The following is a 26883-nucleotide window of genomic DNA, read 5'->3' on the forward strand; positions in this document are numbered from 1 at the left end:
ACAAACATAAAACGCGCGGGCAGGATGGATAGGATGCAGCCGGTCGGACCGGCATGCGAGCGGAGGGAGCGGCGCAGGGCCGCTCCCTCCCCAGATGGGCGATCTTCGGACGGCGCCCTCCGTCTCCGCGGTACCAGCAGGCAAGCTCACGGCCTCTGTCATCGCCCGCCACGCTGTGCCACGGTCGCGGGATGAACCAACCTCCCGCTGATCTCGGTCGTGCCGCTCCCGCCACTACCGAACTGACCCTGCGCGGCATCCTGCTCGGCGGCGTCATCACGCTGCTGTTCACCGCGGCCAACGTGTACCTGGGGCTCAAGATCGGGCTGACCTTCGCCACCTCGATCCCCGCCGCGGTGATATCGATGGCGGTGCTGCGGGCCTTCCGCGGGGCCTCGATCCTCGAGAACAACATCGTCCAGACGGTCGCGTCCGCCGCGGGGACGCTGGCGGCGATCATCTTCGTGCTGCCCGGGCTGGTGATGATCGGCTATTGGCAGGGCTTCCCCTTCCTCACCACCGCGGCGATCACCGCCACCGGCGGCATCCTCGGCGTGATGTTCTCGGTGCCGCTGCGCCGCGCCCTCGTGGTCGACACGCCGCTGCCCTATCCCGAGGGACGCGCCGCCGCGGAGGTGCTCAAGGTCGGCGAGGAGAGCCGCAGCGGCAGCAGCGAGAGCGCGCGCGGGCTCACCGCCATCCTCGGCAGCACGCTCGCCTCCGCCGCGTTCGCGATCCTCACGCAGACGCGGCTGATCGCGGCCGAGGCGGCGACCTTCTTCCGCGTCGGCCCGGGCGCGACCGGGGTCACCGGCGGCCTGTCCTTCGCGCTGCTCGGCGCGGGGCATCTGATCGGCCTGTCGGCGGGCATGGCGATCCTGCTCGGAGTCGCGGTCGGCTGGTGGCTGGTGCTGCCGATCCTCACCGCGATGGCGCCGCAGGCGGGCGACGTCGCCGCCTGGGCCAACGGCGTGTTCCGCACCGACGTGCGCTTCTTCGGTGCGGGGGTGATCGGCGTGGCTGCGATCTGGACGCTCATCCGGATCGCCGCGCCCGTCGCGGCGGGGCTGCGCGCCTCGCTCGGCGCCTCGCGCGGTTCGGGCATGGCGGTGGAGGAGCAGGATCTGCCGTTCTGGGTCGTCGCCGCGGGGACGCTGGCGACCCTGGTGCCGATCGCGCTGCTGCTCCACTCGGTGATCGGCGGAGGGCCGCTGGCGGGCAGCGAGTGGCTGCTGATCGTCGGCAGCCTGCTGTTCGTGCTGGTGGTCGGGCTCGTGATCGCGGCGGTGTGCGGCTATATGGCGGGGCTGATCGGCGCGTCGAACTCGCCCGTCTCCGGGATCGGCATCCTCTCGGTGCTGGCCGCGGCGGCGATGCTGGCGGGCTGGTTCGGGCGCGGCGGCGCGCCGGACGAGACCGCGGCGCTGGTCGCCTACGCGCTGATCGTCACCGGCATCGTCTTCGGCATCGCCACCATCTCGAACGACAATCTGCAGGACCTCAAGACCGGCCAGCTGGTCGGCGCGACGCCGTGGAAGCAGCAGGTCGCGCTGGTGATCGGCGTGTGCTTCGGCTCGCTCGTGGTGCCGCCAGTGATGCAGCTGCTCTACACCTCGTTCGGCTTCGCCGGCATGCCGGGCGCTGGGCCCAACGCGCTGGCGGCGCCGCAGGCGGCGCTGATCTCCGCGCTGGCGCAGGGGGTGCTGGGCGGCGACCTCAACTGGACGATGATCGGCTGGGGTGCGGCGGCGGGCGGCGTGTTCGTGCTGCTCGACGAGGCGCTGGGGCGCATGGGCCGGCTGCGGCTGCCGCCGCTCGGGGTCGGGCTGGGCATCTACCTGCCGATGTCGGCGACGCTGACCGTGGTGATCGGCGCGCTGATCGGTCACTTCTACGACAGATGGGCGGAGCGCACCGCCGATGCCGAGGCGTCCAAGCGGCTCGGCGTGCTCACCGCGACCGGGATGATCGTGGGCGAGAGCCTGTGGAACGTGGTCTTCGCCGGGATCGTCTACGAGAGCGGCACCGACTCGCCGCTCGCACTGGTGAGCGGGCACGAGCAGACCGCGCTGATCGCTGGGACGCTGCTGTTCGCGGCGGTGATTTGGGGCCTGTACCGGCGGACGCGGCGGTTGGCGCTGGCGTAGTGGCTTCCCCGTCACCCCGGCCTCGAGCCGGGGTCCATCGCGCCGCTGACTACGGGCGTCGCTCGCGTGGCGGCATGGTTCCCGGCTTGCGGCCGGGACGACGGAGGGGAGCGGGAGGCGTGTTCCGCCCCGCCCCGCCCCTCACATCTTGTCGAGCAGCTCGCTGATCGAGACGAAGGCGAAGCCGACCGAACTGTCGGCGATGCCGTAGGGCATGAACAATTTGTCGCCGTGCTTCATCGCGCCGCAGGTGTAGACCACGTTGGGCACATAGCCCTCGCGGTCCTGGTCCGCCGCGGCGAGGATCGGCGAGCGCGTGCGGCCGATCACGCGCGCGGGATTGTCCTTGTCCAGCAGCGCCGCCCCGATCGAGTATTTGCGCATTGCGCCGACGCCGTGGGTCAGCAGCAGCCAGCCCTCGTCGATCTCGATCGGCGGCCCGCAATTGCCGATCTGGACGAACTCCCAGGGGAAGACCGGCTTCAGGATCAGCTCGCCCTCGTCCCAGTGGGTGAGGTCGTCGGTCTTGAGCAGATAGAGGTTCTCGCCGTCCTGCCGCCCGATCGAGAGATATTGGCCGCCGACCTTGCGCGGGAACAGCGCGATGCCCTTGTTGCGCGCCGCGCTGCCCGTCATCGGCACGAGGTCGAAGGCGCGGAAGTCGCGCGTGCGCAGCAGCTCGGACTGGATCGTCGCGCCATTGTAGGCGGTGTAGGTGCCGAGCCACTCGACGCTGCCGTCATCGTGCTCGAAATGCACGAGGCGGAGATCCTCCAGTCCCTTCGACTGCGCGTCGGTGATCGGGAAGATCACCGTGCCCGAGAGCGTGCTGTCGCGGTGCCGATGGACGGTCACCGGTCCGGTCGGCGGCGCCTCCTCGTCGGTGCCGATCGCGTCGGTTGCGGTGGCGAAGGGCGGCTCGGGGGCGAGCTTGAGCTCGTTGTCCGAGGTAATGATGCCCTCGCGAAAGGCGACCGAGGAGATATGGCCCTCGCCGACCGCGCGCAGGCTCATCAGGATACGCTGCGCGCCGTCCTCCATCCCGCTCTGGTCGGGATGCGGCACCGCGCTGGGATTCATCAGCGCGGCGGCGGCGTAGCTGTACTCGTGGCAGAAATAGGCGCCGATCAGCTGGCGCTTCTCGTCGCTGATGCGGCTGCCGTCGAGCCCGTGCGCCGCCGCGATCTCGTCGTAGCGGGTCATGAACACGCGGCGCGTCTGCCAGTGGCGTGCCTCGAAGTCCTTCAGCACGAGATCGAGCTGGTCGCGCGCCTCTTGCGGCGACATGTCGAGCACTTCGCTGATCAGCCGCTGCGAGCGGCTGACGCCGTTGGCGTTGGCGATCCAGCCGATGTGGAAGGGCCGCACCACGACGCGCGACGGGTCGGCATGCAGACGCAGCCGGTGGTTGAACAGCTCCAAGGACCAGCCTCGTCTTAGTGAACGACGGTACGCGCGCGACGCCGCTCAGGCGACGTCGCGCTGCGTCCCTGCCACTTTTCCGGCGCGGATTGAAAGCCCCGAAATCGCGCACGAGGCCATTTGCAGCGCCAGGATCGACTCGGCGCCCTGGTTACGATTGAGCCCGGTCGGCATCAGCCCGTCGAAACAGCCGCCGTCGCGGTGCGTCGCCAATGGCAGATCGAGGTCGTTGACGCCGAGATACCAGTCGTACGCGCGCTTCGCCTCGTCGTACCAGCGCGAATCCCCCGTGGCATCGAACGCCGCGGCGCAGGCGTCGATCGTTGCCTGCGCCTCGAGCGGCTGCTGGTCGAACGGCAGCGGGTCGGCGTAGACGCGACCGAAACTCTCCGAACCGACCGCGCGGAAATGCCCTTCCGGCGCGGTCTGCTTAGCGACGATCCACTCGAGCGTGTCGATGCCGCAGGCGACGAGATCGGGGCGCTGGAGCGCGATCCCGGCGCGGAGCATCGCCTCCGGCAGGCGAGCGTTGTCATAGGCGAGCACGATCTCGAACCAGCCCCACTCAGGCCGGCGCGCCGCGTCGAGCAGCTTGAGGTGCTCGTCGGGGAAGCGGCGCAGGATCTGCGTCGCCAGATCGTGGCGCGGCGACGCCTCCAGCATCGCCGCCGCCCCGAGCATCGCGAACGCCTGGGCGCGCGGGCTCTCCAGCTCGAGCGCGAGCGTCGCCGTGGAGTCGAACATCGCGCGGGCCCAGTCGCGATGCTTGGCCTCGTGCGCGTCGCGCGCGGTGACGCCGAGCGCCCAGAGCGTCCGGCCGTTCGAGTCCTCGGAGCCGACGTCCTCGCACCAGGTGCGGTCGAAGTTCATGAAGTTGCGGAAGCGGCGCGCCTCGGGATTCCAGGCATATTGCACGAACGAGGCGTAGACGGTCATCCACTTGTCGCGCGTCGCCGCGTCGAGGTCGGGGACGGCGCTCATCAGCATCAGTGCGCGCGCGTTGTCGTCGATGCAATAGCCGTGACGGCGGTCGGGCACCGAGTAGATCGAGTGCTGCAACATGCCGGTCGAGTCACTCATCCGCTCGACGGCGGCGATCTCGGGAGGCAACACCTTTGTGTCGGTGTCGCCACCGCCGCGGAGGCGGCGCGGCTGGGCCGCGATACTGGTCGCGATCTCGTCCATTGCTTGCTCCACTACACGAGGCCAGATCATCGTTCGGCCACGCGCATAGGCACGCGAGGACAGACGTCCGAGGTTGCGGGCGCTGCCCAGGAGATTGTTGATCTCGCGCGCGAAGGCGGCGGAGTCGCGGAAATCGACCAGCACCCCGTGCCCGTCCGCCAGGATCTCGGTGGCGTGGACATAGGGCGTCGAGATCACCGCCTTGCCGACGCCGACGGCGTAGCTGAGCGTGCCGCTCGTGATCTGAGCCGGGTTGAGATACGGCGTGGCGTAGATGTCCGCCGCCTGGAGGTAGTCGATCAGATCGTCGTGGTCGACGAACGCGTCGATGAAGGCGACATTGTCGCCGACGCCGAGCTCGGCGGCGCGCGCCTTGAGCGAGTCACGATACTTCTCGCCCTCGTGCGCGACCAGGTTGGGGTGGGTCGCACCCAGCACGATGTACATCGCGTCGGGGTTCTTCTCGACCACCGCGGGCATCGCCTCGACGATCGTCTCGATCCCCTTGCCCGGCGCGAGCAGGCCGAAGGTCAGGATCACGCGCTTGCCGTCCCAGCCGAAGCGCGCCTTGAACGCGTCGGGCTCGGCGAACGGCCGGTCGGGCACGCCGTGCGGGATCGTGACGATGGATTTGGGGCTGGCACCGTACACGCGCTCGAGGATCTCGCGGCCGCGCTCGGCCATCACGACCACCTTGGAGGCGCGACGCAGCAGCCCCTCCAGCACGGTGCGCTCGGACGCGCTCGGCTTCTCCAGCACGGTGTGGAGCGTCACGATCAGCGGGATGGTGAGCCGATCGAGCAGCGCGAAGATGTGGCCGCCGGCCTCGCCGCCGAAGATGCCGTACTCGTGCTGGAGCCACAGCACCTGGGCCCCGCTTGCCTCGATCCGGCGCGCGGTCGCGACATAGGCGGAGCGGTCGTGCTGCGGGATGGCCGCGGTGACTGCCTCGGGATAGTCGTAGCGGCCCGGATGATCGTCCATCGCGTAGACGTCGACCTGAACGTCGGGGAAGCGGGCGCGCAGCGCCTGGTAGGTGTCGGTCGTGAACGTCGCGATCCCGCACTGTCGCGGCAGGAAGTTACCGATCAGCGCGATGTGATTGACGTCTTGCGGAACGGCCGACTGGTTCATCCTCATACCTTCGCTGGTGCAGCACGGACACCACGTGACGCCGTGCCTGTCTTCTGAACCAGCCATGACGCGATTGGTTGCAGATTTGCTGCACCGCGGGATACCCGACGCGGTTAATCAGGATCAGCCTCTCCCGCGATAGGGGGCGACTCCCTGGTCGGGCAGCCACAGATCGGCGGGCGGCGCGGATGACTGCCAAAAGACGTCGATCGGCATGCCGCCGCGCGGGTACCAATAGCCGCCGATGCGCAGCCAGCGCGGGCGCATCTCCTCGTACAGCCGCTGCCCGATGCCGACGGTGCAATCCTCGTGAAAAGCGGCGTGGTTGCGGAACGCGCCGAGGAACAGCTTGAGCGACTTGGACTCGACGATCGTCTCACCGGGCACGTAGTCGAGCACCAGGTGCGCGAAATCGGGCTGCCCCGTCACCGGGCAGAGCGAGGTGAACTCGGGCTGGGTGAAGCGCACCAGATAGGTCTGGCCGGGGCGCGGGTTGGGGACATAGTCGAGCACCGCTTCCTGCGGCGAGGCGGGGAGCGGGCTGTTCTGGCCAAGGTGCATCGGGGTCATGCGCGCGCACATAGGCGCGCGCGACGCGGAATGCGACCTGTTGCCGCACCGTGCGCGCGGCGTATGAGAGTGACATGGATCCACTCGTCTCCGCCGAATGGCTCGCTGGCCAGCTCGGCTCACCCGACCTGCGCGTGCTCGACGCCAGCTACGACGCGCTGCTGCCTGGCGAGCCGCCGCGCGACCACGCCGCCGAGTATCGCGCCGGCCATGTGCCGGGCGCGCTCTACATGGACCTCTCCGGCTTCTCCGACACGGCGAGCGACCTGCCCTCGACCATGCCGGGCGCCACGCAGTTCGCCGACCGCGCCGCCCGGCTCGGGATCGATCGCGCCACGCGCATCGTGCTCTACGACGACGCGCCCCACCATACCGCGGCGCGCGCCTGGGTGATGCTGCGCGCCTTCGGCTACGATGGGGTCGCGCTGCTCGACGGCGGGTTGGCGGCGTGGAAGCGGGCGGGTCTCCCGCTCGAGCAGGGCGACGGCGCGGTACCGCCGCGCCCGGTCGACGCCGGCGCGAGCACGACGGGGCTGCGCGACCTCGCCGCTATGCGCACGATCCAGCGCGACGCGAGCGCACAGATCATCGACGCGCGCTCGGCGGCGCGCTTCACCGGCGCGGAGCCCGACCCGCGCGCCGGCGTCGCCCCCGGCCATATGCCCGGCGCGCGCAACCTGCCCTATAAGGGGCTATTCGACGCGGACGGTCGGTGGAAGCGCGACGAGGCGCTCGCCGACGCCTTCCTTGAGGCGGGCGTCGATCTCGACCGTCCGATGGTGATGACCTGCGGCTCCGGCATCACCGCCAGCGTGCTCGCCTTCGGCGCGCACCTGCTCGGGCGCGACGCCGCGGTCTATGACGGCAGCTGGACCGAGTGGGGCGCGGACCCGAGCACGCCCAAGGCGACGGGGGCGGCATGAGCGAAGAATCGGTCAAGCCCGCCACGCGCGTCGTCCAGGCCGGGCGCCGCGACGAGTGGACCGCCGGGGTCGTCAACACGCCGGTGTGGCGGGCCTCCACCATCCTCTACGACGACGTCGCGCACCTGCGCGCGACCGGCGCGCGCGACACGCACCACCGCCTCTTCTACGGCCGCCGCGGCACGCCGACGCAGTGGAGCCTCGCCGACGCGCTCACCGAGCTCGAGCCCGGGGCCGAGGCGACCTTCCTCTATCCGTCGGGCGTCGCGGCGATCGCGGCCTGCCTGCTGACCCTGTTGTCGCCCGGTGACGAGCTGCTGCTGGTCGACAGCGCCTATGACCCGACCCGCTCGCTCGCCGACAAGCTGCTCGCGCGGATGGGGATCACCACCCGCTACTATGATCCGCTGATCGGCGCCGGCATCGCCGGGCTGATCGGCGAGCGCACCCGCGTGATCTTCATGGAGAGCCCGGGCAGCCTCACCTTCGAGGTGCAGGACGTGCCCGCGATCGTCGCCGCCGCCACGGCGCGCGGGGTAGCGACGGTGATCGACAACACCTGGGCGACGCCGCTGCTGTTCCCGGTGATCGGGCTCGGGGTTGATTACTCGGTGCTCGCCTGCACAAAATATGTCGGCGGTCATTCCGACGTGATGATGGGCTCGGTCACCGCGGCACCGGGGCGCTTCGCGGCGCTGCGCGACACGAGCTTCCAGCTCGGCCAGGTGATCAGCGCCGATGACGCCTTCCTCGGCAGCCGCGGGCTGCGCACGATGGCGGTGCGACTGGCGCAGCACGAGCGCAACGCGCTGGCGGTGGCGCGCTGGCTGGAGGCGCGGCCCGAGGTGGCGCGCGTGCTCCACCCGGCGCTGCCGTCGTGCCCGGGGCACGAGCTGTGGCAGCGCGACTTCGCGGGCGCTTCGGGGCTGTTCTCGTTCGTGCTAGCCGGTGGCAGCGACGCGGCGCGCGCGGCGCTGATCGACTCGCTCGACCATTTCGGCATCGGCTACAGCTGGGGCGGGTTCGAGAGCCTCGCGGTGCCGATCGATCCGCAGCGCCACCGCAGCGCGACGGAGTGCGCGTTCGAGGGGCCGCTGGTGCGACTGCAGATCGGGCTGGAGGATCCGGACGACCTGATCGCCGACCTGGAGCGCGGGCTGGCGGCGTGGCGCGCGGTGATGGAAGGGTAGCAATTAGGCGCGGCTACTCGGCCAGGCCGCCGACAACCCTCATCCCGGCCTTGAGCCGGGATCCATGGTGCCGCTCACACGCCGGCAGCGACGCTCGCGGCACGATGGATGCCGGGTCAGGCCCGGGATGACGGAGTTAGGTCGAACCTCCTGACCATCCCGGTGCTCCTGCGCACGCAGGAGCCCAGAGCCACGCGCGTCAGTCCTGCGGCCCTGGGCTCCGGCGTTCGCCGGAGCACGGCTCCGCGGCTGAGATGAGCGCCTGTCCCCGCCCCTTACTGCTGCGGCGTCGGCGTGGCAGGCGCCGGCGTCGCCGGCGCGCTCGCGGCGGCACCCGCGCTCGCGCGCGCGTCCTGGCCGTCGCCCTGCGGCGCGGCGATGATGTCGCGCGTGGTCTGGCCCTTGTCGACGACGTTGGTCTGAGGGTCGCCCGCCTCCGAGCGGATGCCCGCGGGCGCCGCGCCGGTGCCACCGGCCTGGTCGACCACGCCCGCCTCGGCCGCACTGCGCTGCGCCGGGCCGCCGAACAGCGCGTCGAGCGCCTGCGCCTGCGGGTTGTTGCCCTGGGTGCGCGCGGCGCCCGGTTGCGGTGGGACCAGCGCGAAGTCGGGCGGGATGATCAGCGGCGCCTGGCGCGCCACCGCGAACTCGTCGGGGCGGGCGCGGTCGTAGCCGCGCTTGCCGCAGCCGGCGAGCAGGGCGAGCATCGCCATACCGGACACCGCGACGACAGACTTACGCATGGACATTCTCCGAAGGATCGGGGCGCTTCTCGCGGATCAGGAGCGCGCGCACCAGCAGAATCAGCACGCCGATCGTAATCGCGGCGTCGGCGACGTTGAAGACCAGGAAGGGCCGCCACTCGCCGAAATGGAGGTCGGCGAAGTCGACCACATAGCCCAGCCGCACGCGATCGAGGATGTTGCCGAGCGCGCCGCCCAGCACCAGCCCCAGCGCGGCCTGCTCGCCGGTCTTCTCCTCGCGGAACATCCACACCGCCACCGCCACCGCGATCGCGCCGGTGAAGGCGACGAGCAGCCAGCGCATCGTGTCGGTCTCGGCGCGCAGCATGCCGAGCGACACGCCCTCGTTCTTGGTGAAGCGCAGGTCGAAGATCGGCAGGATCTCGCGATAGGCGCCGAGGAAGTCGATCGCGAGCGGGCCGGTGACGACCCATTTCACGAGCTGGTCGACGACGAATACGATCAGCGCGATCGCGAGCCCGAGGCGCGGCAGCGAGCGGCTCACGCGCCCTCCCCCACCACGGTCGCGCAGCGGTCGCAGAGCGAGTCGTCCACCGTCACCTCGGGGAGGTGCCGCCAGCAGCGACCGCATTTGTGAAAGTCGGTCCGGATCACGTCGACGCTTCCGCCCGCCGTCACCTTGGCCACGATGAACGCCTCGGCGAGCTGCGCGGCGTCGAGCGGCAGGTCGGGCACGCTCACCTCCGCCTCCAGGCTGGAACGCACCGTCTTCTCGCGGCGCAGCGGCTCGATCGCCTCGGTGACGCGGACGCGCAGCGCGCGCACCGCCTGCCAGCGCGCCGAGAGGTCCTCGGCGGCGGGATCGGGCAGCAGCGGCCACTCGAGGAAGTGGACCGAGCTCGCCTCGTCGGGGAAGCGCGCCTGCCACACCTCCTCGGCGGTGAAGACCAGCACCGGCGCGGCGTAGCGCACCAGAGCGTGGAACAGCACGTCGAGGACGGTGCGATAGCTGCGGCGCTTCACGTCGGCGGCGGCGTCGCAGTAGAGCGAGTCCTTGCGCACGTCGAAGAAGAAGGCCGACAGGTCCTCGTTGGCGAAATCGGCGAGCAGGCGGACGTAGCGGTTGAACTCGAAGCCGCGCGCCGCCTCCCGCAGCTCCATGTCGAGCGCGTGGAGCAGGTGGAGCACGTAGCGCTCCAGCTCGGGCATCTCGGCCACGGGCACGCGCTCCTCCTCGGCGAAGCCGTCGAGCGCGCCGAGCAGGTAGCGGAAGGTGTTGCGCAGCTTGCGGTACGAGTCCGAGGCGGTGGCGAGCACCTCCTTGCCGATGCGGATGTCGTCGAAATAGTCGGTCGACACCGCCCACAGCCGCAGGATGTCCGCGCCCGACTCGCCGATCACCTTGAGCGGGTCGACGACGTTGCCGAGGCTCTTCGACATCTTGCGCCCCTGGCCGTCGAGCGCGAAGCCGTGGGTGAGCACCGCGTCATAGGGCGCGCGCCCGCGCGTGCCGCAGCTCTCCAGCAGCGACGACTGGAACCAGCCGCGATGCTGGTCGGAGCCCTCGATGTAGAGGTTGGCACGCGTGCCCTCTCCGTAACGCGCCTCGACGACGAAGGCGTGGGTCGAGCCCGAGTCGAACCACACGTCGAGGATGTCGTTGACCGGCTCATAGTCGCCGAGGTCGTGCGCCTCGCCGAGCAGCGCCTGGTGGTCGGCGGTGAACCAGGCGTCGGCGCCGCCGTCGCGGAAGGCCGCGACGATCCGCGCGTTGACCGCCGGGTCGTTGAGATACTGGCCGGTGGCGCGGTTCACGTAGAGCGCGATCGGCACGCCCCAGGCGCGCTGGCGGCTGATCACCCAGTCGGGGCGGCCCTCCACCATCGAGCGGATGCGGTTCTCCGCGCGCGGCGGCACCCACTGGGTCCGCGCGATCGCGTCGAGCGCGAGCTGGCGGAGGGTGGCGCCGTTGCCGCGCTCGGCCTCGCCCGCCGCACTCGCCCCGGCATCGGCGGAGTCACCCGCCGCCGCGCCGTTCGCCACGTCCATCGGGATGAACCACTGCGGGGTCGCGCGGAAGATCACCTTCGCCTTGGAGCGCCACGAGTGCGGGTAGCTGTGCTGGAAATCGTCGCTCGCGCCGAGCAGCGCGCCCGCCGCGCGCAGGTCGGTGCAGATCGGCCCCTCGCTGGCGACGAACTTCTTGTTGATCACGCTGCCCTGCCCACCGAGCCAGGCCCAGTCGGCGCGGTAGAAGCCCGCGGCGTCGACCGCGAACACCGGCTCGATGCCGTTGGCCTTGCACAGCAGGAAGTCGTCCTCGCCGTGGTCGGGCGCCATGTGGACCAGCCCGGTGCCCGCGTCGGTGGTGACGAACTCGCCCTCGAGGAACGGCCGCGGCGTCGCGAAGAAGCCGCCGAGGTGATGCATCGGGTGGCGGGCAGTGGCGCCCTCCAGCACGGGGCCTTTGATGAGCGCGACGATCGTGCCCATCGGGATGCCGGTGCGCTTGGTGAAGGCGGGCATCAGCGGCTCGGCGACGAGATAGCGCCGGCCCTCGTGCTCGAACTGGAGATAGTCGATCGCCGAACCGTAGGCGAGCGCCTGGTTGACCGGGATCGTCCACGGCGTGGTCGTCCAGATCACCGCCAGCGTGCCCGCGAGCCCCGGATATTCGGGGCAGTCGATCACCTCGAAGCCGACGTCGATCTGGGTCGAGACGACGTCCTCATACTCGACCTCGGCCTCGGCGAGCGCGGTCTTCTCCACCGGGCTCCACATCACCGGCTTGGCGCCGCGATAGAGCTGGCCGCTCTCGGCGAATTTGAGCAGCTCGCCCGCGATCACCGCCTCGGCCTCGTAGCGCATGGTGAGATAGGGATGGTCCCAGTCGCCCATCACGCCGAGCCGCTGGAACTGCTCCTTCTGGATCTGCACCCAATTGTCGGCATAGGCGCGGCACTCGGCGCGGAACTGCGCGACCGGCACCTGGTCCTTGTCGAGCTTCTTGGCGCGGTACGCCTCCTCGACCTTCCACTCGATCGGCAGGCCGTGGCAGTCCCAGCCGGGCACGTAGGGCGCGTCATAGCCCATCAGCGAGCGGCTGCGGACGATCACGTCCTTCAGCACCTTGTTCATCGCGTGGCCCATGTGGATGTCGCCGTTGGCGTAGGGCGGGCCGTCGTGGAGGATCCAGCGCTCGCGCCCCTGGCGCTGCTCGCGCAGTCGGTCGTACAGCCCGATCCGCTTCCAGCGGTCGAGGATCGCGGGCTCCTTCTGCGCGAGCCCCGCCTTCATCGGGAAGTCGGTCTTCGGCAGGAAGACGGTGTTGCGCCAGTCGCGCGGCGTGTCGGGTGCGTCGGCCATGTGGGGCATGGCCTTAGCGCCGCGTCAGCGCGCCAGCAACGCCCGCGCTCTCGCGCAGTCCGAGTCCATCTGCGCCACCAGCGCGTCGAGCGTATCGAACTTCGCCTCCGGGCGGATGTAGTCGACCAGCTCGACCTCGAGCGGCTGACCGTAGAGATCGCCGTAGAAGTCGAAGAAGAAGGGCTCGAGCAGCTCCTTGGGCGGGTCGAAGCTGGGGCGGATGCCGAGATTGGCGGCGCCGTCGAGCACGCGCCCGTCCGCCAGCCGCCCGCGCACCGCGTAGATGCCGTAGGCGGGGCGCAGATACTTGCCCATGTCGAGGTTGGCGGTGGGATAGCCGATGGTGCGGCCGAGCTTGTCGCCGTGCTGCACCACCCCCTCGATCGCGAACGGCCGGGTGAGCAGCCGCGCCGCGCCGCGCGGGTCGCCCGCGCCGAGCGCGGCGCGGACGCGCGTCGAGGAGACCGGCTCGCCGTCGAGCATCACCGCGCCGACGGTGTCGACCGAGAAGCCGTGCGCCGCGCCCGCGGCCCGCAGCGTGGCGATGTCGCCGCTCTTGCGGTGGCCGAAGGTGAAGTCCTCGCCGGTGACGACGCCGCCGACGCGCAGCGCGCCGACCAGCCGCTCCGCCACGAACGCGTCGGCGTGGAGCCCGGCGAGCGCCTCGTCGAAGTGGAACACCACCATCGCGTCGGCGCCAGCGGCGGCGAAGAGGCGCGCGCGCTGGTCGAGCGTGGTGAGCCGGAACGGCGGCGTGTCGGGGCGGAAGTAGCGCACTGGGTGCGGGTCGAAGGTGGCGACCAGCGCGGGGCGCCCTTCCGCGCGCGCGCGCTCGACCGCGCGGCCGACGACCGCCTGGTGACCGAGGTGAAAACCGTCGAAATTGCCCAGCGCGACGATCCCGTCGGCCAGCCCGGCCGGCACCGCCGAGCCGCCGTCAAGCCGCTCCATGCGCGGCGCCTTAGCGGCTCGGCTCGCGCGGTGCCAGCGTCACCGTGCCAGCGTGACGAAGTCGTAGGCGGGGCGCTCGCCCTCGGCCAGGTGCGACTCGCGCGCCAGCTCGCGCCAGCCGGTGAAGGCGGGGACGACCGCATCGCCCACCGGTTCGGCATGGACCTCGGTGAGCTCGACGCGATCGGCGCGATCGAGCAGCAGCGCGAAGATCTCGGCGCCGCCGATCACCGCGACGCGCGCGTCCGGATCGCCCGCGCCGGCGAGTGCCAGCGCCGCGTCGGGCGTGTGCGCCACCTCGGCGCCGGCGGCCTGCCACGCCGGGTCGCGGGTGAGCACGACATGGCGGCGCCCGGGCAGCGGAGCGGGAAAGCCCTCGAACGTCTTGCGCCCCATCACCATCGCCTGCCCCATGGTGAGCGCCTTGAACCGCCTGAGATCGGCGGGCAGGTGCCAGGGCAGCCGCCCGTCGACGCCGATGACGCCGTTGTCGGCGCGCGCGAGAACGAAGGTGATCATGCGCGGCGTGGTAGCGGTCGGCGACGAAGCGGGCCAGTGGTACGCCGGCTTCGCCCAAGTGACGCGCCGAGGCTCCGTTCACCCACCGGCGTCATCCTGAACTCGTTTCAGGATGACGCCGGCGAGCAGGCGTCGCCATCCTCGCACCGGCGGCACCGTGGATGTCGAACCAAGTTCAGGATGACGCCAGTCGGGTCGCACCTTACCTCACCGCCCGATCAGCTCCCGCACCTTGGCGATGCCGAAGCGCAGCGCCTGTTTGGCGTCGACGTGCGGCATCGCCGGCACCTCGGCCGGGTCGACCAGGGCGTGCAGGATCGCCGGCCCCGGCACCGCGAGGAACTCGGCCACGGTCGCGTCCAGCGCGGCGGCGTCGCGCGCGGTGAAGCCCTGCGCGCCGCACGCGCGCGCGAAGGCGGCGAAGTCGAGGTTGGGAAAGCCGGTGCCCTTGGCCGCGGGCAGCCCCGCCCCCTCCATCTCGAGGTGGACCAGCCCCCAGCCGGAATTGTCGTACACCACCACCTTCACCGCCAGCTCGTGCTCGACCGCGGTCATGAACTCGCCCAGCAGCATCGTCAGGCCGCCGTCGCCGACGTGGAGGATCACCTGCCGGTGGCGGTCGAGCAGCTGCGCGCCGTTGGCGATCCCCATGCCGGTGCCGACCGCGGCGTTGTTGAACGAGCCGGTGATCCGCTGCCGCCCGGTCTGGCGCAGCCAGTTGGCCGCCCAGAGGGTCACCTCGCCGGTGTCGGTGACGAGGATCGCGTCGGTGGCGGCGCGGTCGCTCACCGCGCGCGCCACCGCCTGCGGGTGGATCGTGTCGCCCGAGCGCGCCGGGTCGGCGCGCTCGTCGAGCATCCGGTCCCAGGCGGCGCGGTGCTCCTGCGCGCGGTCGAGGAAGGCGGTGTCGGTGCGCTGCGGCAGCCGCTCGAGCAGCGCGCGGATCGTCGGCCGCACCGAGCCGACCACGCCGAGCTTCACCGGCGCGCGCCGCCCGATCGTCAGCGCGCGCTCGTCGACCTGGATGACGTTGCCGTGCTTGGGCAGGAAGTCGACGTACGGGTAATCGGTGCCGAGCATCACCAGCAGCTCGGCCTGCTGCACCGCGTCGGTGCCCGCGGTCCCGCCGATCAGCCCGACGCCGCCGATCCAATAGGGCTCGTCATAGGCCATGATCTCCTTGCCGCGATAGGTGTGCAGCAGCGGCGCCTGGAGCCGCTGGGCGAGCTGGCGCAGCTCCTCGGCGGCGCCGCGGCAGCCCGCGCCGCAGAAGATCGCGACGCTCTTCGCCTCCGCGATCAGCGCCGCGGCGGCGGCGACGTCGGGCTCGGCGGGAGCGACCTCGGGCAGCGGGCGCAGCGTGGCGAGGCTCGGCACCGCGCCGGGCGCGCTCGCCGCGAACACGTCGGGCGGGATGTTGAGGTGCGCCACCCCGCGCGCGCCGTACGCCTCGGCGATCGCCTGGTGGAACACCGCGTGCGCCTGCTCCGCCGCCGCGACCGTCTGGGTGTAGGCCGCGACGTCGCGGAACAGCAGGTCGGGCGAGTCTTCCTGGAGATAGTCGGTGCCGCGGTGCGCGCCGGGCACGCCGCCGGTGATGGCGAGCACCGGGGCATGGTCCTTGCGTGCCTCGTACAGGCCGGCGACGAGGTGGTTGCCCCCCGGCCCGGTGGTGCCGCAGCAGACCGCGAGCTGGCCGGTCAGCTTGGCCTGCCCCGCCGCCGCGAGCGCGGCGCCCTCCTCGTGACGGACGCCGATCCACTCGAGCCGGCCGTCCTGCTCGATCGCGTGCGTGAAGGGGTTGAGCGCGTCGCCCACGATCCCGAACACGTGGCGCACGCCGACCTGGGCGAGCGTGTCGACGAGCAGTTCGGCGACGTTGGGCATGCGGCATCTCCGGCAGGGTAAAGCCGCCTAACGTTCTGAGATCGCGGGAGTGCCCGGCCTCCGCCAGCACGTGTTCCCGCGCATGCGGGAACCCAGAGCCGCGAGCGCGCCGGGACGTTACCCTGGGCTCCTGCGTGCGCAGGAGCACGGCGTCGTTCCGTCGCTCAGCGCCGCCGCGAGCCCGGCCGCGGCACCAGCGTGTCGAGCGCGTCGGCGTTGTCGCGCCCCCAGGCGTAGAGCAGCTCCACCGGCACCACGAAGCGCTCGCCCAGCGAGGTCAGGCGGTACTCCACCGCGGGCGGCACCACCGTCTCCACGTGGCGCGTGATCAGCCCACTCGCCTCCATCTCGCGCAGCGTCTGGGTCAGCATCTTCTTCGAGATGCCGGGAAGGCTGCGCTGGAGCACGCCGGTGCGCGCCGCGCCGCCGTGGCGCGCGTGGAGCGTGTGCAGCACCATGCTGGTCCATTTCGTCGCGAACAGCTCGAGCACGCGGCGGGGTGCGCAATCCTCGCGCCATTCCTCATCGGGGCTGCCGGCGTGCATGGTCACCTCCTGGTGCCTAGGGCACGTTCGGGTGCCGTCTAGAAGCTGCCGCACCGGCTGCCTAGCTCCCTGGCAACGCTCGACGAACGAAAGGATCTGACGTGGCGAAGACGGCATTGGTGGTGGGCGCGAGCGGGATCGTCGGCGGCGCCACCGCGGCGCTGCTGGTGGAGCAGGGCTGGACGGTACACGGACTCGCGCGCCGTGCGGTCGCGCTGCCGGGCGTGACCGCGGTCGCGGCCGACCTGCGCGACGCCGCCGCGACTCGTGAGGCGATCGGCGCGCTCGCGCCCGACGCGGTGTTCATCACCACCTGGCTGCGCCAGGACAGCGAGGCGGAGAACATCCGGGTCAACTCGGCGATGGTGCGCCACCTGCTCGACGCGCTCCCCGCGCCGACGGCGCCGCGCCACGTCGCGCTCGTCACCGGCTTGAAGCACTACCTCGGGCCGTTCGAGGCCTATGGCAAAGGCACGCTGCCGCAGACGCCGTTCCGCGAGGAGCAGGGCCGGCTCGACGTCGAGAACTTCTATTACGCGCAGGAGGACGAGCTGTTCGCCGCGGCGGCGCGCGACGGCTTCAGCTGGAGCGTCCATCGCCCCCATACCGTGATCGGCATGGCGGTCGGCAACGCCATGAACATGGGGACCACGCTGGCGGTCTACGCGACCTTGTGCCGCGCGCTCGGCCGCCCCTTCACCTTCCCCGGCTCGGCGGCGCAATGGTCCGGGCTGACCGACATGACCGACGCCGGCCTGCTCGCGCGGCACCTGCTGTGGGCGGCGGAGACCGAGGCCGCGCGCGACGAGGCGTTCAATGTGGTCAACGGCGACGTCTTCCGCTGGCAGTGGATGTGGGAGCGGATCGCGGGCTGGTTCGGCGTCGAAGCGGCGCCGTTCGACGGCACCGTCCGCCCGCTGGAGCAGCAGATGGCGGAGGACGCGCCGCTGTGGCGCGAGCTCGCGCTGCGCGAGGGACTCGCCGAGCCCGAGCTCGAGCGGCTCGCCTCGCCGTGGCACACCGACGCCGATCTCGGCCGCCCGATCGAGGTGGTGACCGACATGGGCAAGAGCCGGCGGCTCGGCTTCACCGCCTATCAGCCCACCGACGACGCCTTCTTCGCGCTGTTCGAGCGGCTGCGTGCCGAGCGGCTGATCCCCTGAGCCGCGCGGGGTCGATGGGAAAAATGCTAACCTATGTGCAACGTTAGCGCGGGTCAGCACGTTCGACCGGCAGCGTGACAGTCCCGTTCCACGCCGAACGAAATGGCGAAGGGAAAGCGATGGACTCGCGTGACTGCGACGTGCTGATCCTGGGTGCCGGCACCGCCGGGCTGAAGGCGTACAAGGCTGCCACCGCGCGCGGTGCCGACACGCTGATCGTCGAGCGCGGTCCCGGCGGCTCGACCTGCACGCGGGTCGGCTGCATGCCGTCCAAGCTGCTGATCGCGGCGGGCCGGGCCGCGCACCAGGCGCGCGGTGCCGCGGCGTTCGGCGTCGACGCCGGGGCGGTGACGGTCGACGCGACCCGCGTGTGGCAGCGGGTGCGTGCCGAGCGCGACCGCTTCGTCCAGGCCGTGCTCGACGATTACCACGCTATCCCGGCCGAGCGCGTGGTCCACGGCACCGCGCGCTTCTGCGCAGCGGACGCGGTGATCGTCGGCGACACGCGCGTGACCGCGCGGCGCGGGATCGTGATCGCGACCGGCGGCCACCCGATCGTGCCCGAGCTGCTCGCCCCGGTGCGCGATCTCGTTCGCACGCATGAGACGATCTTCGATCTCGACACGCTGCCGCGCGCGCTCGCGGTGATCGGCGCCGGCCCGCTCGGGCTCGAGCTGGGCCAGGCGTTCGCGCGGCTCGGCGTGGACGTCACTGTGATCGACGGCGGCCAGCATGTCGGCGGGCTCAAGGACCCCGCGGTCAACCGGGCCGCCGTCGCCGCACTCGGGCGTGAGATGACGCTCGCGCTCGGCGTCGAGGCCGCGGCGTCGGCGACGGACGACGGCCGCGTCCGGCTGACCTGGGAAGGCGGCGAGGCGACCGTCGATCAGGTCCTCGCTGCCACCGGCCGCCCGCCGAGCCTCGCCGAGCTGGCACTGGAGACCACCGGGCTCGCGCTCGACGAGCACGGCACGCCGGAGTTCGACTCGCGCTCGCACCGCTGCGGCGACAGTGCGATCTTCGTCGCCGGCGACGCGGGCGCGTGGCGACCGGTGCTCCACGAGGCGGCGCGCGGCGGTCGGATCGCGGGCGACGTCGCCGCGGGCGGCAAGCCGCCGCGCCGGCTGCCTGCCTTCGCGATCGCCTTCACCGAGCCCAATCTGGTGTCGGTGGGACGCGACTTCGACTCGTTGCCGGAGCAGGCGCGGATCGGCGCGGCCAAGGTCTGCGACAACGGCCGTGCCACCGTCGACGGCGAGGACCAGGGGCTGGTTCGGCTCTACGGCGACGCCGACGGACGGCTGATCGGCGCTGCGATCGCCGCACCGGGCGGCGAGCATCTCGGCCACCTCGTGGCGCTGGCGATCGACCGCGGCACCGACGTGGCCACCTTCGCCGACCAGGCCTGGTATCACCCGACCGTCGAGGAACTGCTCCAGGCGGCGGCGCGCGATCTGCTCGGCGCGGCCGACTAGAGGCTTATTCATCCGAGCCGAACCGCGCCCCCGCGCGCGCGCGCGCAGAGCGGCTGGCGATGACGTCGGTGATCCTGAGATTCGCGTTCGCCGGAGCATCCCGACGGTTCAGATGGCGTCGATCCGGCGCTACACGGTGAGCCGGCTGGCGCGCACCATGTCCTCGATCCAGCCGACCAGCAGCCGCCGATAGGCGCGCTGGTGGCGCTCCTCGCGCATCGCGTGCGTGGCGCCCTGGATGACGCGATGGCTGAACGAGTTCGCGCGCCGGAACGCCGCCTGGATCGCGGCGATCGCGGCCGGCGGGATACGGTCGTCGCGTTCGGAAGCGACCACCAGCACGTCGCCGGGAAAGTCAGCGCAGGCGGAGAGCGCCCGGTCCTGCTCGGGTGCGGGCGGGTGCTCGCGATAGGCACGCACCGCCGCCTTATCCAGCTTGGCCTTGGGAACGTCCCAGTCGGCGTCGGGATAGAGCGCGGGCACGCGCATCGCCAGCCAGCGCACCGGCCGCTCGCGAGTCAGCAGCATCGCGAGATAGCCCCCGTAGCTGGTGCCGATCACGCCGATCGCGGTCGGATCGATCCCCGGCTGCGCGGCGAGATAATCATAGGCGGCGATCACGTCGTCGAGTCCGTCCTGCCGCGTCACCCGCTCCTTGTCGGCATCGCTCTCGGCGTGTCCGCGCAGGTCGAAGGTGAAGCAGACGCAACCGAGCCGCGCCAGTTCCTCGGCGTCGCCGAGATCGTCCTCCTGGTCGCCGCCCCAGCCGTGGACGAAGAGGAAGCCCGGCACGGGCACCTCGGGGCGCAGCAGCGTGCCGGCGACTCGCTGCCGGTCGACCGCGAGTGCGACGGGATCCTCCTCCACCTCGCCCAGTTCGCTCACGCGTAGCGCACCGCATATTTGGTCATGGCGCCGACCCTGGGATCGGTGCCGCGGTAGTAGGTGATCGCGCCGCTCGGCGGCGTGACAAGGTCGTAGACCTCCACGGTGGAGCAGCACACCCGGTCGGTGTCGGGCTCGGCGCGGAATGCCTCGAAGGCGGCGATCTCCGCGCCGCTCGCGCCGCCGACCCGCCACGACTGCTCGAGCACGCCGGTACGCCGCTCACCGTCGGGCGCGACGCCCTCGATCACGTCGTAGTTGCGGCGCGTCAGGATCAGCCCTGGATAGGACGCGTGCGCCGCCGCGTCGAACCGCGCCGCGCACGCCACCGCGCGCGCGAGATGCGCGGGCAGGTCGAGCCGGCGCAGCGCCTTCAGCCCGCCGCGCACCACGGTGAGGTCGGAGCCGCCGTACACCTCGCGCCCGTGATGGTCGCGGGTCAGGTTCTGGCTGCCCCAGTAGCTGATGGTGGCGCCGCCGAGCTCGACCACGCCGACGCTGTAGGTCACCACGTCGGTGAGGTTCTGCTCGAGCACGATGCCGCACCGTGCCAGCTCGTCGTCATCCTCCAGCGCCAGCGCGGCGTCGAGCGCGGCAGCGTCGCGCACCACTTCCTGGCCGAGCCCCGCCTTGCCGCAGACGTCCTTGATCCGCACCGGCCCGTCGTGCAGCAGCCGCCGCCCTGCCTCGGCCGCGTCGGCGCGCGAGAAAGCGGTATAGCCCGGCAGCGCCGCGTCGCCGAGCCGATGCGCCATCTCATCCGTCCAGTCGCGCGGACGTGCGGCGTGCGCGCCGACCAGCCCATGCGAGATCGCCTTCGTGCCGACGAAGAAGGCCGGCACCACCCCGCCCAGGATATCGCCGCGATCGAAGATGCCCGCCGCGGTCGCGTCGTCCTCGAGCAGCGCGTCACCGGGGACGAGCAGCGCGGTGGTGGAGGCGGCGGCGGCGGCGTCCATCGGCGGCAGCAGCGGCTGGTCGAGCAGTGCGGCGATTCGCCGCAGCAGGACCGCGCGCGAGGCGCGGTCGTGCACGTTGCCTGCGGGCCGCGCGTGGTCGACCAGCGCGGCGACGCCGCTGGTCTGCCACGGTAGCGCGCCGGGGGTGAAGGGAGACACGGTCGCGGGGCGGAAGACGGAAGCGCTCGGCATGATCTTCACCTCAGGCAAGTTCGCCCCGCTAACGAGCGCCCCCGCACCGAGTTCATCGGCTATTCAGTTTATTTCATAACGAGTTGCTTCCGACCATCGCGGACCGTCACGTCACACTGCCACGTCCGCCTTGATCGCCCCGTGCGGATCGTAATCCTCCACGGCGAAGTCGCCGATCGCATAGCCGTCGATCGTGTCGGGCCGGCGCGTGAGTCGCATCCGCGGCACGCCGCGGGGCGTGCGGCGCAGCTGCTCGCGCGCCTGCTCCAAGTGGTTGAGGTAGAGGTGCACGTCGCCGCCAACCCAGACCAGCTCGCCGGGCGTGAGCTCGGCCTGCTGCGCCAGCATCAGCTGCAGCGCCACCGCGCCGATGAAATTGAACGGCGCGCCGAGCAGCAGGTCGACCGAGCGCTGGTACAGCAGGCAGTTGAGCCGTCCGCCCGAGGTGACGTGATATTGGTACACCATGTGACAGGGCGGCAGCGCCATCGCTCCCAGCTCGGGCACGTTCCAGGCATGGAACAGCATGCGCCGGCTCGCCGGATTTTCGCGCAGCGTGCGGACGAGCTCGGCGATCTGGTCGTACTCGCGCCCGTCGGCACCCAGCCAGCGCCGCCACTGTTTGCCATAGACCGGGCCGAGCTCGCCCCAGTGCGCGGCGAAATGGTCGTCGGCGACGATGCGGCGCTCGAACTCCTCCTGCGCGATCGGCTCGCCGGTAGCCCGGCGGTAAGCGTCGAGCGGCCAGTCGGTCCAGATGCGGACATTGTCGCGCAGCAGCGGCTGGATGTTGGTGCCGCCGGTGAGAAACCACAGCATCTCCCTCACCGCGGTCTTCCAATAGACCCGCTTGGTGGTGAGGATCGGCGCGGCGCCGTCGGCGAGGTCGAAGCGCAGCATCGCGCCGAAGAGCGAGCGCGTGCCGACTCCGGTGCGGTCGAGCCGCTCGTCGCCGCGCTCGAGCACCTGCGCCATCAGGTCGAGATAGGGCTGTTCTTGGTGCGGCATGCCAGGGTGGTAGCGGATGCGCGGGCGGGCGTCATCCCGTGCCGCGATCCTCTCGTCTTCCCGCCCATCCCGACCAACGCCGGGGTGGAGGGTGGTAGCTGGCCTATCGACGACGGCCCGGTACGGCCTTCGCCTACCCGGTCCTCGCCTCGTCGTTGATGCGGCAGGCGCGGATCGCGGCCGGGTCCGGTCGCGGGCCCGCGGCGCGGAAGGTGGAGAGATAGCCTCCGGCCGAGCGCATCTCGCGGAAGTCGACCTGGGCATAGCCGACCGCGGCGAACTCGCATTTGAGCAGCGCCGGCGGCGTGCCGTGATCGCGCGTCGGGCGGTTGGCGTCGACCACCACCACCAGCCCGCCGCGCCGCAGCGACGGCCGCATGCGCCACAGGAACTCGTACGGCTGCTCGATCTCATGGTACATGTGCACCATCAGGATACGGTCGAAGCTGTTCTCGGGCAGACGCGGGTCTGCGGGCAGGCCGAGCCGCACGCTGACATTCTCGAGCCGCTCGCGGGTGACGCGCTCCGCCAGCGCGTCGCGCACCGCCGGCACGATGTCCTCCGCCAGCACGCGCCCCTCGGCGCCGACGCGGCTCGCGAGGCGCGTGGTGTAATAGCCCTCGCCGGCGCCGAGGTCGGCGACCGACATGCCCTTGCGGATCTCGGCGAGGTCCATCACGCGGCTGGCCTCGTTGAGCCGATCGCGCGCCTCCTCGGTGGACCAGCGCGCCGACACGATCGTCGCCACCGGCCGGTCGGCCTCCGGAAACGGCCCCGGCTGCTTCGGCTCGTGCTTGATCAGCGGCTGCGTCCCGTCGCACGCCGCCAGCAGCAGCGTCGCGGCGAGCAGCGCCGAGCGGGCGAGCGCGCGCGCCACTTAGTCGACGTCCTCCACCGCGACCTTCTCGCCGGTCACGCGCTGCGACAGAGCCGCGGCCATGAAGGTGTCGAGGTCACCGTCGAGCACGTCGCCCGGCGAGGTCGAGGTCGCACCGGTGCGCAGGTCCTTCACCAGCTGGTAGGGCTGGAGCACGTAGGAGCGGATCTGGTGGCCCCAGCCGATGTCGGTCTTGGTGGCGTTGACCGCGTTGGCCTCCTCCTCGCGCTTGCGCAGCTCGTGCTCGTAGAGGCGAGCGCGCAGCTGGTTATAGGCCTCGGCGCGGTTCTTGTGCTGGCTGCGCTGGTTCTGACACGCCACCACGATCCCGGTGGGCAAATGAGTGATGCGCACCGCCGAGTCGGTCGTGTTGATGTGCTGGCCGCCCGCGCCCGAGGCGCGATAGGTGTCGATGCGCAGCTCGCTGTCGTTGATCTCGATCTGGATCGAGTCGTCGATCACCGGATAGACCCACACGCTCGAGAAGCTGGTGTGGCGACGCGCCGAGCTGTCATAGGGGCTGATCCGCACCAGCCGGTGCACGCCCGACTCCACCTTAGCGTAGCCATAGGCGTTCTCGCCCTTCACCAGCAGCGTCGCGGACTTGATCCCGGCCTGCTCGCCGGCGTGATAGTCGACCAGCTCCACCTTGTAGCCGTGGCGCTCGGCCCAGCGCGTGTACATGCGCTGGAGCATCTCCGCCCAGTCCTGGCTCTCGGTGCCGCCCGCGCCGGCGTTGATCTCGAGATAGGTGTCGTTGGCGTCGGCCTCGCCCGAGAGCAGCGCCTTGACCTTGTCGGCCTGGGCGCGCTCGGCGAGCTGCGCGAGCGCGCCGGTGCCCTCGTCCGCCATCTCGGCGTCGCCCTCGGCCTCGGCCATGTCGATCAGCTCGACCGTGTCCGCCAGCTCGCGCTCGATCGCGCGGGTCGCTCCGATCGCCTCGTCGAGGCGGCGACGCTCGCGCATCACGTCCTGCGCTTCCTTGGGATTGTTCCAGAGCGACTGATCCTCGACGCGCGCGTTGAGCTCGTCGAGCCGGCGCAGCGCGCGGTCCCAGTCGAGCGACTGGCGCAGCAGCGCCAGCGCCGCGTTGATGGTGTCGACATGAGCCTGCGCTTCGGCGCGCATAGGGTATCTCCAGCGGTCACGTCATCCAGCAGGCGCCGGAATCTCGCGCGGCACGGGGTTCGCATCACGGCCGGAGATCCCGGCCGACGCTGGGATGACGAAGAATGTTCAGCCCGACGACTTAGTAGATGCCACCCTGCCTCTGCAAGAAGTCGCTGTCGCTCGCGGGCGCGCCGCTCGTCCCGGCGCTGGGCGCCGCGCTGGGGGCCGCGGCGGGGGCGGCGCGACGCGCGCGGCGCGCCTCGCTCTGCGGCTTGAACGCCTCCCAGATGACCGCGGGCTTGGGATCGTCGCCGGTCGGGAAGGTGCCGTAGACCGGCCGCCCGGAGGCGCGATCGATCCGCACCATCCGGATGCCCGCGGGCGCGCGGAACGGCAGCACCGGCAGACCCTCATAGGCCTTCTGCGCCCACTCCTTGAACACCGGCACCGCGACCGTGCCGCCCTGCGCATACCCGCCCAAGCTGCGCGGCGTGTCGAAGCCGAGATACAGGCCGGCGATCATCTGCGGCGTGCCGCCGATGAACCACACGTCGGTGGGGCCGTTGTTGGTGCCGGTCTTGCCGAACATCGGGCGATTGAGGTCGCGCAGCGCGGTGGCGGTGCCGCGCTGGATCACGCCCTCGGTGATAAGCACCATCTGATAGGCGCTCATCGCGTCGAGCACCTGGTGGCCGCGGGTCGGCAGGCGCGGCATGGCGCGGCCGTTCCAGTCGGGCATGTTGCAGCCATCGCAGGCGTGCCAGTTCTCGGGCCAGATCACCTGGCCGCGGCGGTCCTGGACGAAGTCGATCAGCGTCGGGTCGTGCCAGCGGCCCCAGTTGGCGAGCACGCCATAGGCGTTGACCATCTTCTCGACCGTCGTCTCGCCGGCACCAAGGGCGTAGCTGAGATAGGGGGCGTAATCGCCGATCTGCATCGCCTTGATCAGCTTGACGACCTTGCCCATGCCGGTCTGCGCGGCGGTGCGCACCGTCATCAGGTTGCGCGACTGCTCGATGCCCCAGCGCATCGTGTGCGGCCCGGCCCCGCGCGAGTTGCCGAAGTTGCGGAAGCATTTGTTGCCCAACGCGGCGCCCTGATAGACGCAGAACGGACCGTCGACGATGATCGAGGCGGGCGTCATGCCGTTCTCCAGCGCGGCGGAATAGACGATCGGTTTGATCGTCGAGCCGGGCTGGCGCATCGCCTGGGTGGCGCGGTTGAACGATTGGACGCTCGAGTCGAAGCCGCCCTGCATCGCCAGGATCCGCCCCGTCATCGGCTCCTGCACGACGAAGCCGCCCGAGATCTTCGGCACCGATCGCAGCGCGAAGCTGCGCCCGGCCGGCGCCACCGCGATGATGTCGCCCGGTTCGATCGCGTTGAACGCCGGGCCGCCGACGTTGCGCACCGGCATCTGCGCCGCGTCGCGCGGCAGCTCGCCGGTGGTGCCGTCGGCGAAGCCGATCCGCCATGCCGCGCCGTCGCGCGCGATCGCGATCGCGGCGCGCCAGTCGCTATAGTCGAGCGAGATGTTGGTGTTGAGCAGCGCGCCGTACCATTTGTCGCCGTCCACCTCGACGTGACGCAGCGGCCCGGACCAGCCGCGCCCGCTGTCGAAGCGCAGCAGTCCGTTGCGCAGTGCCTCGGCGGCGAAAGCCTGGACGCGCTTGTCGAGCGAGGTGCGCACCCATAGGCCGCCGGCATAGACGCTGTGCGGCCCGTCCTGCGCGCTCTCGCCGAACTTGTCGATCAGCTCGCGCCGCACTTCCTCGACGAAATAGCCGCCGACGCGCTCGAACTTGGGCGTCCGCCGCGTGATCGCGCCGATCGGCTCGGCCGCGGCGACCCGCGCCTGCTCCTGCGTGACGAAGCCGTTGCGCACCATCTCGCGCAGCACGTAGTTGCGTCGCTCCATCGCGCGGTCGGTGGCGCGGAACGGATCGTAGTTGGAGGGCCCCTTCGGCAGGATGGCGAGATAGGCCATCTGCCCCAGCGTCAGCTCGCCCAGCTCCTTGTCGAAATAAGCGTGCGCCGCGGCCTCGACGCCGTAGGCGTTGCGGCCGAGGAAGATCTGGTTGAGATACAGTTCGATGATCTGCTGCTTGGTCAGCGTCTCCTCGATCTTGTACGCCAGCAGCGCCTCGCGGATCTTGCGCGTGGGAGAATATTCGTTGCCGATCAGCAGGTTCTTCGCGACCTGCTGGGTGATGGTGGAGCCACCCTTGGCGCGCTGGCCGCTGCCGAACTTGCGCGCGTAATCCACCACCGCGCCGGCCAGGCCGGGGAAGTCGACGCCGTGATGCTCGAAGAAGGTGCGATCCTCCGCGGCGAGGAACGCCTTCACGAGCAGCGGCGGATATTCGTTGTAGGCCAGCTCGACGCGACGCTCGCGCGCGTAGGAATAGACCGGCGCGCCGTCGGCGCCGCGCACGTTGGTCGGCAGCGGCGGCTCATACGCCTTGAGCTTCTCGACCGAGGGCAGGTCACGCGCGAACACCAGCCAGAACACGCCGAAGGCGACGACCAGCAGCGCGGCCAGATAGGTCGCCCAGCGCACCAGCCGGCGCTGCCACAGCCCGCGCCAGCCGCGCGCGGTCGCCTCGCCCGGCCCAGCGGAGGAGTCACGCACATCGAAGGGATCGGAAGCCATCGCGCACGGCGTTTAGCA

Annotated in this window: 21 protein-coding genes; 5 read left to right on the plus strand and 16 right to left on the minus strand. The window is 71.1% G+C overall.

Features of this window, described 5'->3' with window-relative positions:
* The first annotated feature begins 191 nt into the window (after positions 1–191).
* On the plus strand, positions 192–2147 hold the full coding sequence (locus tag FHY05_RS00875; RefSeq protein ID WP_183942544.1) for an OPT family oligopeptide transporter: 1956 nt from the start codon (positions 192–194) through the stop codon (positions 2145–2147).
* Between the two features lie 141 nt (positions 2148–2288).
* Here the strand turns inward: FHY05_RS00875 and FHY05_RS00880 are convergent, their stop codons facing one another.
* The 3 genes from FHY05_RS00880 to queF all read right to left on the minus strand — a co-directional run bounded on the left by FHY05_RS00880 (position 2289) and on the right by queF (position 6458).
* Positions 2289–3569 (minus strand): glycoside hydrolase family 130 protein, encoded by a 1281-nt coding sequence (locus FHY05_RS00880; RefSeq protein WP_183942545.1) that lies wholly within the window; start codon positions 3567–3569, stop codon positions 2289–2291.
* Between the two features lie 45 nt (positions 3570–3614).
* A complete protein-coding gene (locus FHY05_RS00885; protein ID WP_183942546.1) occupies positions 3615–5888 on the minus strand; it encodes a glycosyltransferase family 4 protein in 2274 nt (757 codons plus the stop codon).
* A gap of 123 nt (positions 5889–6011) precedes the next feature.
* Entirely contained in the window at positions 6012–6458 is a 447-nt protein-coding gene (queF, locus tag FHY05_RS00890; RefSeq protein ID WP_183942547.1) for a preQ(1) synthase, read from the minus strand.
* Positions 6459–6532: 74 nt separating this feature from the next.
* Here queF and FHY05_RS00895 point away from each other — a divergent pair, with 74 nt between their 5' ends.
* Together FHY05_RS00895 and metC are read left to right on the plus strand one after the other, a co-directional pair.
* Positions 6533–7381: a sulfurtransferase gene (locus FHY05_RS00895; RefSeq protein ID WP_183942548.1), complete on the plus strand. Its 849-nt coding sequence runs from the start codon at positions 6533–6535 to the stop codon at positions 7379–7381.
* Positions 7378–8571 carry a cystathionine beta-lyase gene (gene metC, locus FHY05_RS00900; RefSeq protein ID WP_183942549.1) on the plus strand — a complete coding sequence of 398 codons (1194 nt, stop codon included), beginning with the start codon at positions 7378–7380 and terminating at the stop codon, positions 8569–8571. The genes FHY05_RS00895 and metC overlap by 4 nt, the downstream gene beginning before the upstream one ends.
* Before the next feature lie 275 nt (positions 8572–8846).
* Here metC and FHY05_RS00905 read toward each other — a convergent pair whose 3' ends face one another.
* The 7 genes from FHY05_RS00905 to FHY05_RS00935 form a co-directional block, all read right to left on the minus strand.
* Positions 8847–9314, minus strand: coding sequence for a DUF3035 domain-containing protein (locus tag FHY05_RS00905; protein ID WP_183942550.1), 468 nt, complete (start codon positions 9312–9314; stop codon positions 8847–8849).
* Entirely contained in the window at positions 9307–9819 is a 513-nt protein-coding gene (lspA, locus tag FHY05_RS00910) for a signal peptidase II (RefSeq protein WP_311732333.1), read from the minus strand. Before lspA ends, FHY05_RS00905 begins: the two co-directional genes overlap by 8 nt.
* On the minus strand, positions 9816–12641 hold the full coding sequence (gene ileS, locus FHY05_RS00915; RefSeq protein ID WP_183942552.1) for an isoleucine--tRNA ligase: 2826 nt from the start codon (positions 12639–12641) through the stop codon (positions 9816–9818). The genes lspA and ileS overlap by 4 nt, the downstream gene beginning before the upstream one ends.
* 24 nt (positions 12642–12665) lie before the next feature.
* On the minus strand, positions 12666–13592 hold the full coding sequence (locus FHY05_RS00920) for a bifunctional riboflavin kinase/FAD synthetase (RefSeq protein WP_183942553.1): 927 nt from the start codon (positions 13590–13592) through the stop codon (positions 12666–12668).
* Between the two features lie 39 nt (positions 13593–13631).
* Positions 13632–14111, minus strand: a complete 480-nt coding sequence (locus tag FHY05_RS00925) for a dihydrofolate reductase (protein WP_183942554.1) — start codon at positions 14109–14111, stop codon at positions 13632–13634.
* Positions 14112–14318: 207 nt separating this feature from the next.
* Entirely contained in the window at positions 14319–15998 is a 1680-nt protein-coding gene (locus FHY05_RS00930; protein ID WP_183942555.1) for a thiamine pyrophosphate-binding protein, read from the minus strand.
* A gap of 164 nt (positions 15999–16162) precedes the next feature.
* The gene (locus tag FHY05_RS00935) at positions 16163–16543 is read right to left on the minus strand and encodes a helix-turn-helix domain-containing protein (protein WP_183942556.1); all 381 of its coding nucleotides are present in this window, start codon (positions 16541–16543) and stop codon (positions 16163–16165) included.
* Between the two features lie 101 nt (positions 16544–16644).
* On the opposite strand from FHY05_RS00935, the gene FHY05_RS00940 reads away from it, so the two are divergent.
* Positions 16645–17706, plus strand: a complete 1062-nt coding sequence (locus FHY05_RS00940) for an SDR family oxidoreductase (RefSeq protein ID WP_183942557.1) — start codon at positions 16645–16647, stop codon at positions 17704–17706.
* 119 nt (positions 17707–17825) lie between these two features.
* Complete coding sequence (locus FHY05_RS00945) at positions 17826–19181, plus strand: dihydrolipoyl dehydrogenase (protein ID WP_183942558.1); 1356 nt, start codon at positions 17826–17828, stop codon at positions 19179–19181.
* A gap of 129 nt (positions 19182–19310) precedes the next feature.
* On the opposite strand, the gene FHY05_RS00950 is transcribed toward FHY05_RS00945, so the two are convergent.
* From FHY05_RS00950 to FHY05_RS00975, 6 genes are all read right to left on the minus strand, one after another.
* On the minus strand, positions 19311–20066 hold the full coding sequence (locus tag FHY05_RS00950) for an alpha/beta fold hydrolase (protein ID WP_311732334.1): 756 nt from the start codon (positions 20064–20066) through the stop codon (positions 19311–19313).
* Positions 20063–21217, minus strand: a complete 1155-nt coding sequence (locus FHY05_RS00955) for a DUF3182 family protein (protein ID WP_183942559.1) — start codon at positions 21215–21217, stop codon at positions 20063–20065. Before FHY05_RS00955 ends, FHY05_RS00950 begins: the two co-directional genes overlap by 4 nt.
* A gap of 111 nt (positions 21218–21328) precedes the next feature.
* Complete coding sequence (thyA, locus tag FHY05_RS00960) at positions 21329–22225, minus strand: thymidylate synthase (RefSeq protein ID WP_183942560.1); 897 nt, start codon at positions 22223–22225, stop codon at positions 21329–21331.
* Positions 22226–22358: 133 nt separating this feature from the next.
* On the minus strand, positions 22359–23102 hold the full coding sequence (locus tag FHY05_RS00965) for a methyltransferase domain-containing protein (protein WP_183942561.1): 744 nt from the start codon (positions 23100–23102) through the stop codon (positions 22359–22361).
* On the minus strand, positions 23103–24230 hold the full coding sequence (gene prfB, locus FHY05_RS00970; protein ID WP_183942562.1) for a peptide chain release factor 2: 1128 nt from the start codon (positions 24228–24230) through the stop codon (positions 23103–23105).
* 121 nt (positions 24231–24351) lie between these two features.
* Positions 24352–26865, minus strand: coding sequence for a transglycosylase domain-containing protein (locus FHY05_RS00975; RefSeq protein WP_183942563.1), 2514 nt, complete (start codon positions 26863–26865; stop codon positions 24352–24354).
* Positions 26866–26883: the final 18 nt, after the last annotated feature.

It is taken from the genome of Sphingomonas sp. BK580 (assembly GCF_014194975.1).
GTDB lineage: Bacteria > Pseudomonadota > Alphaproteobacteria > Sphingomonadales > Sphingomonadaceae > Sphingomonas.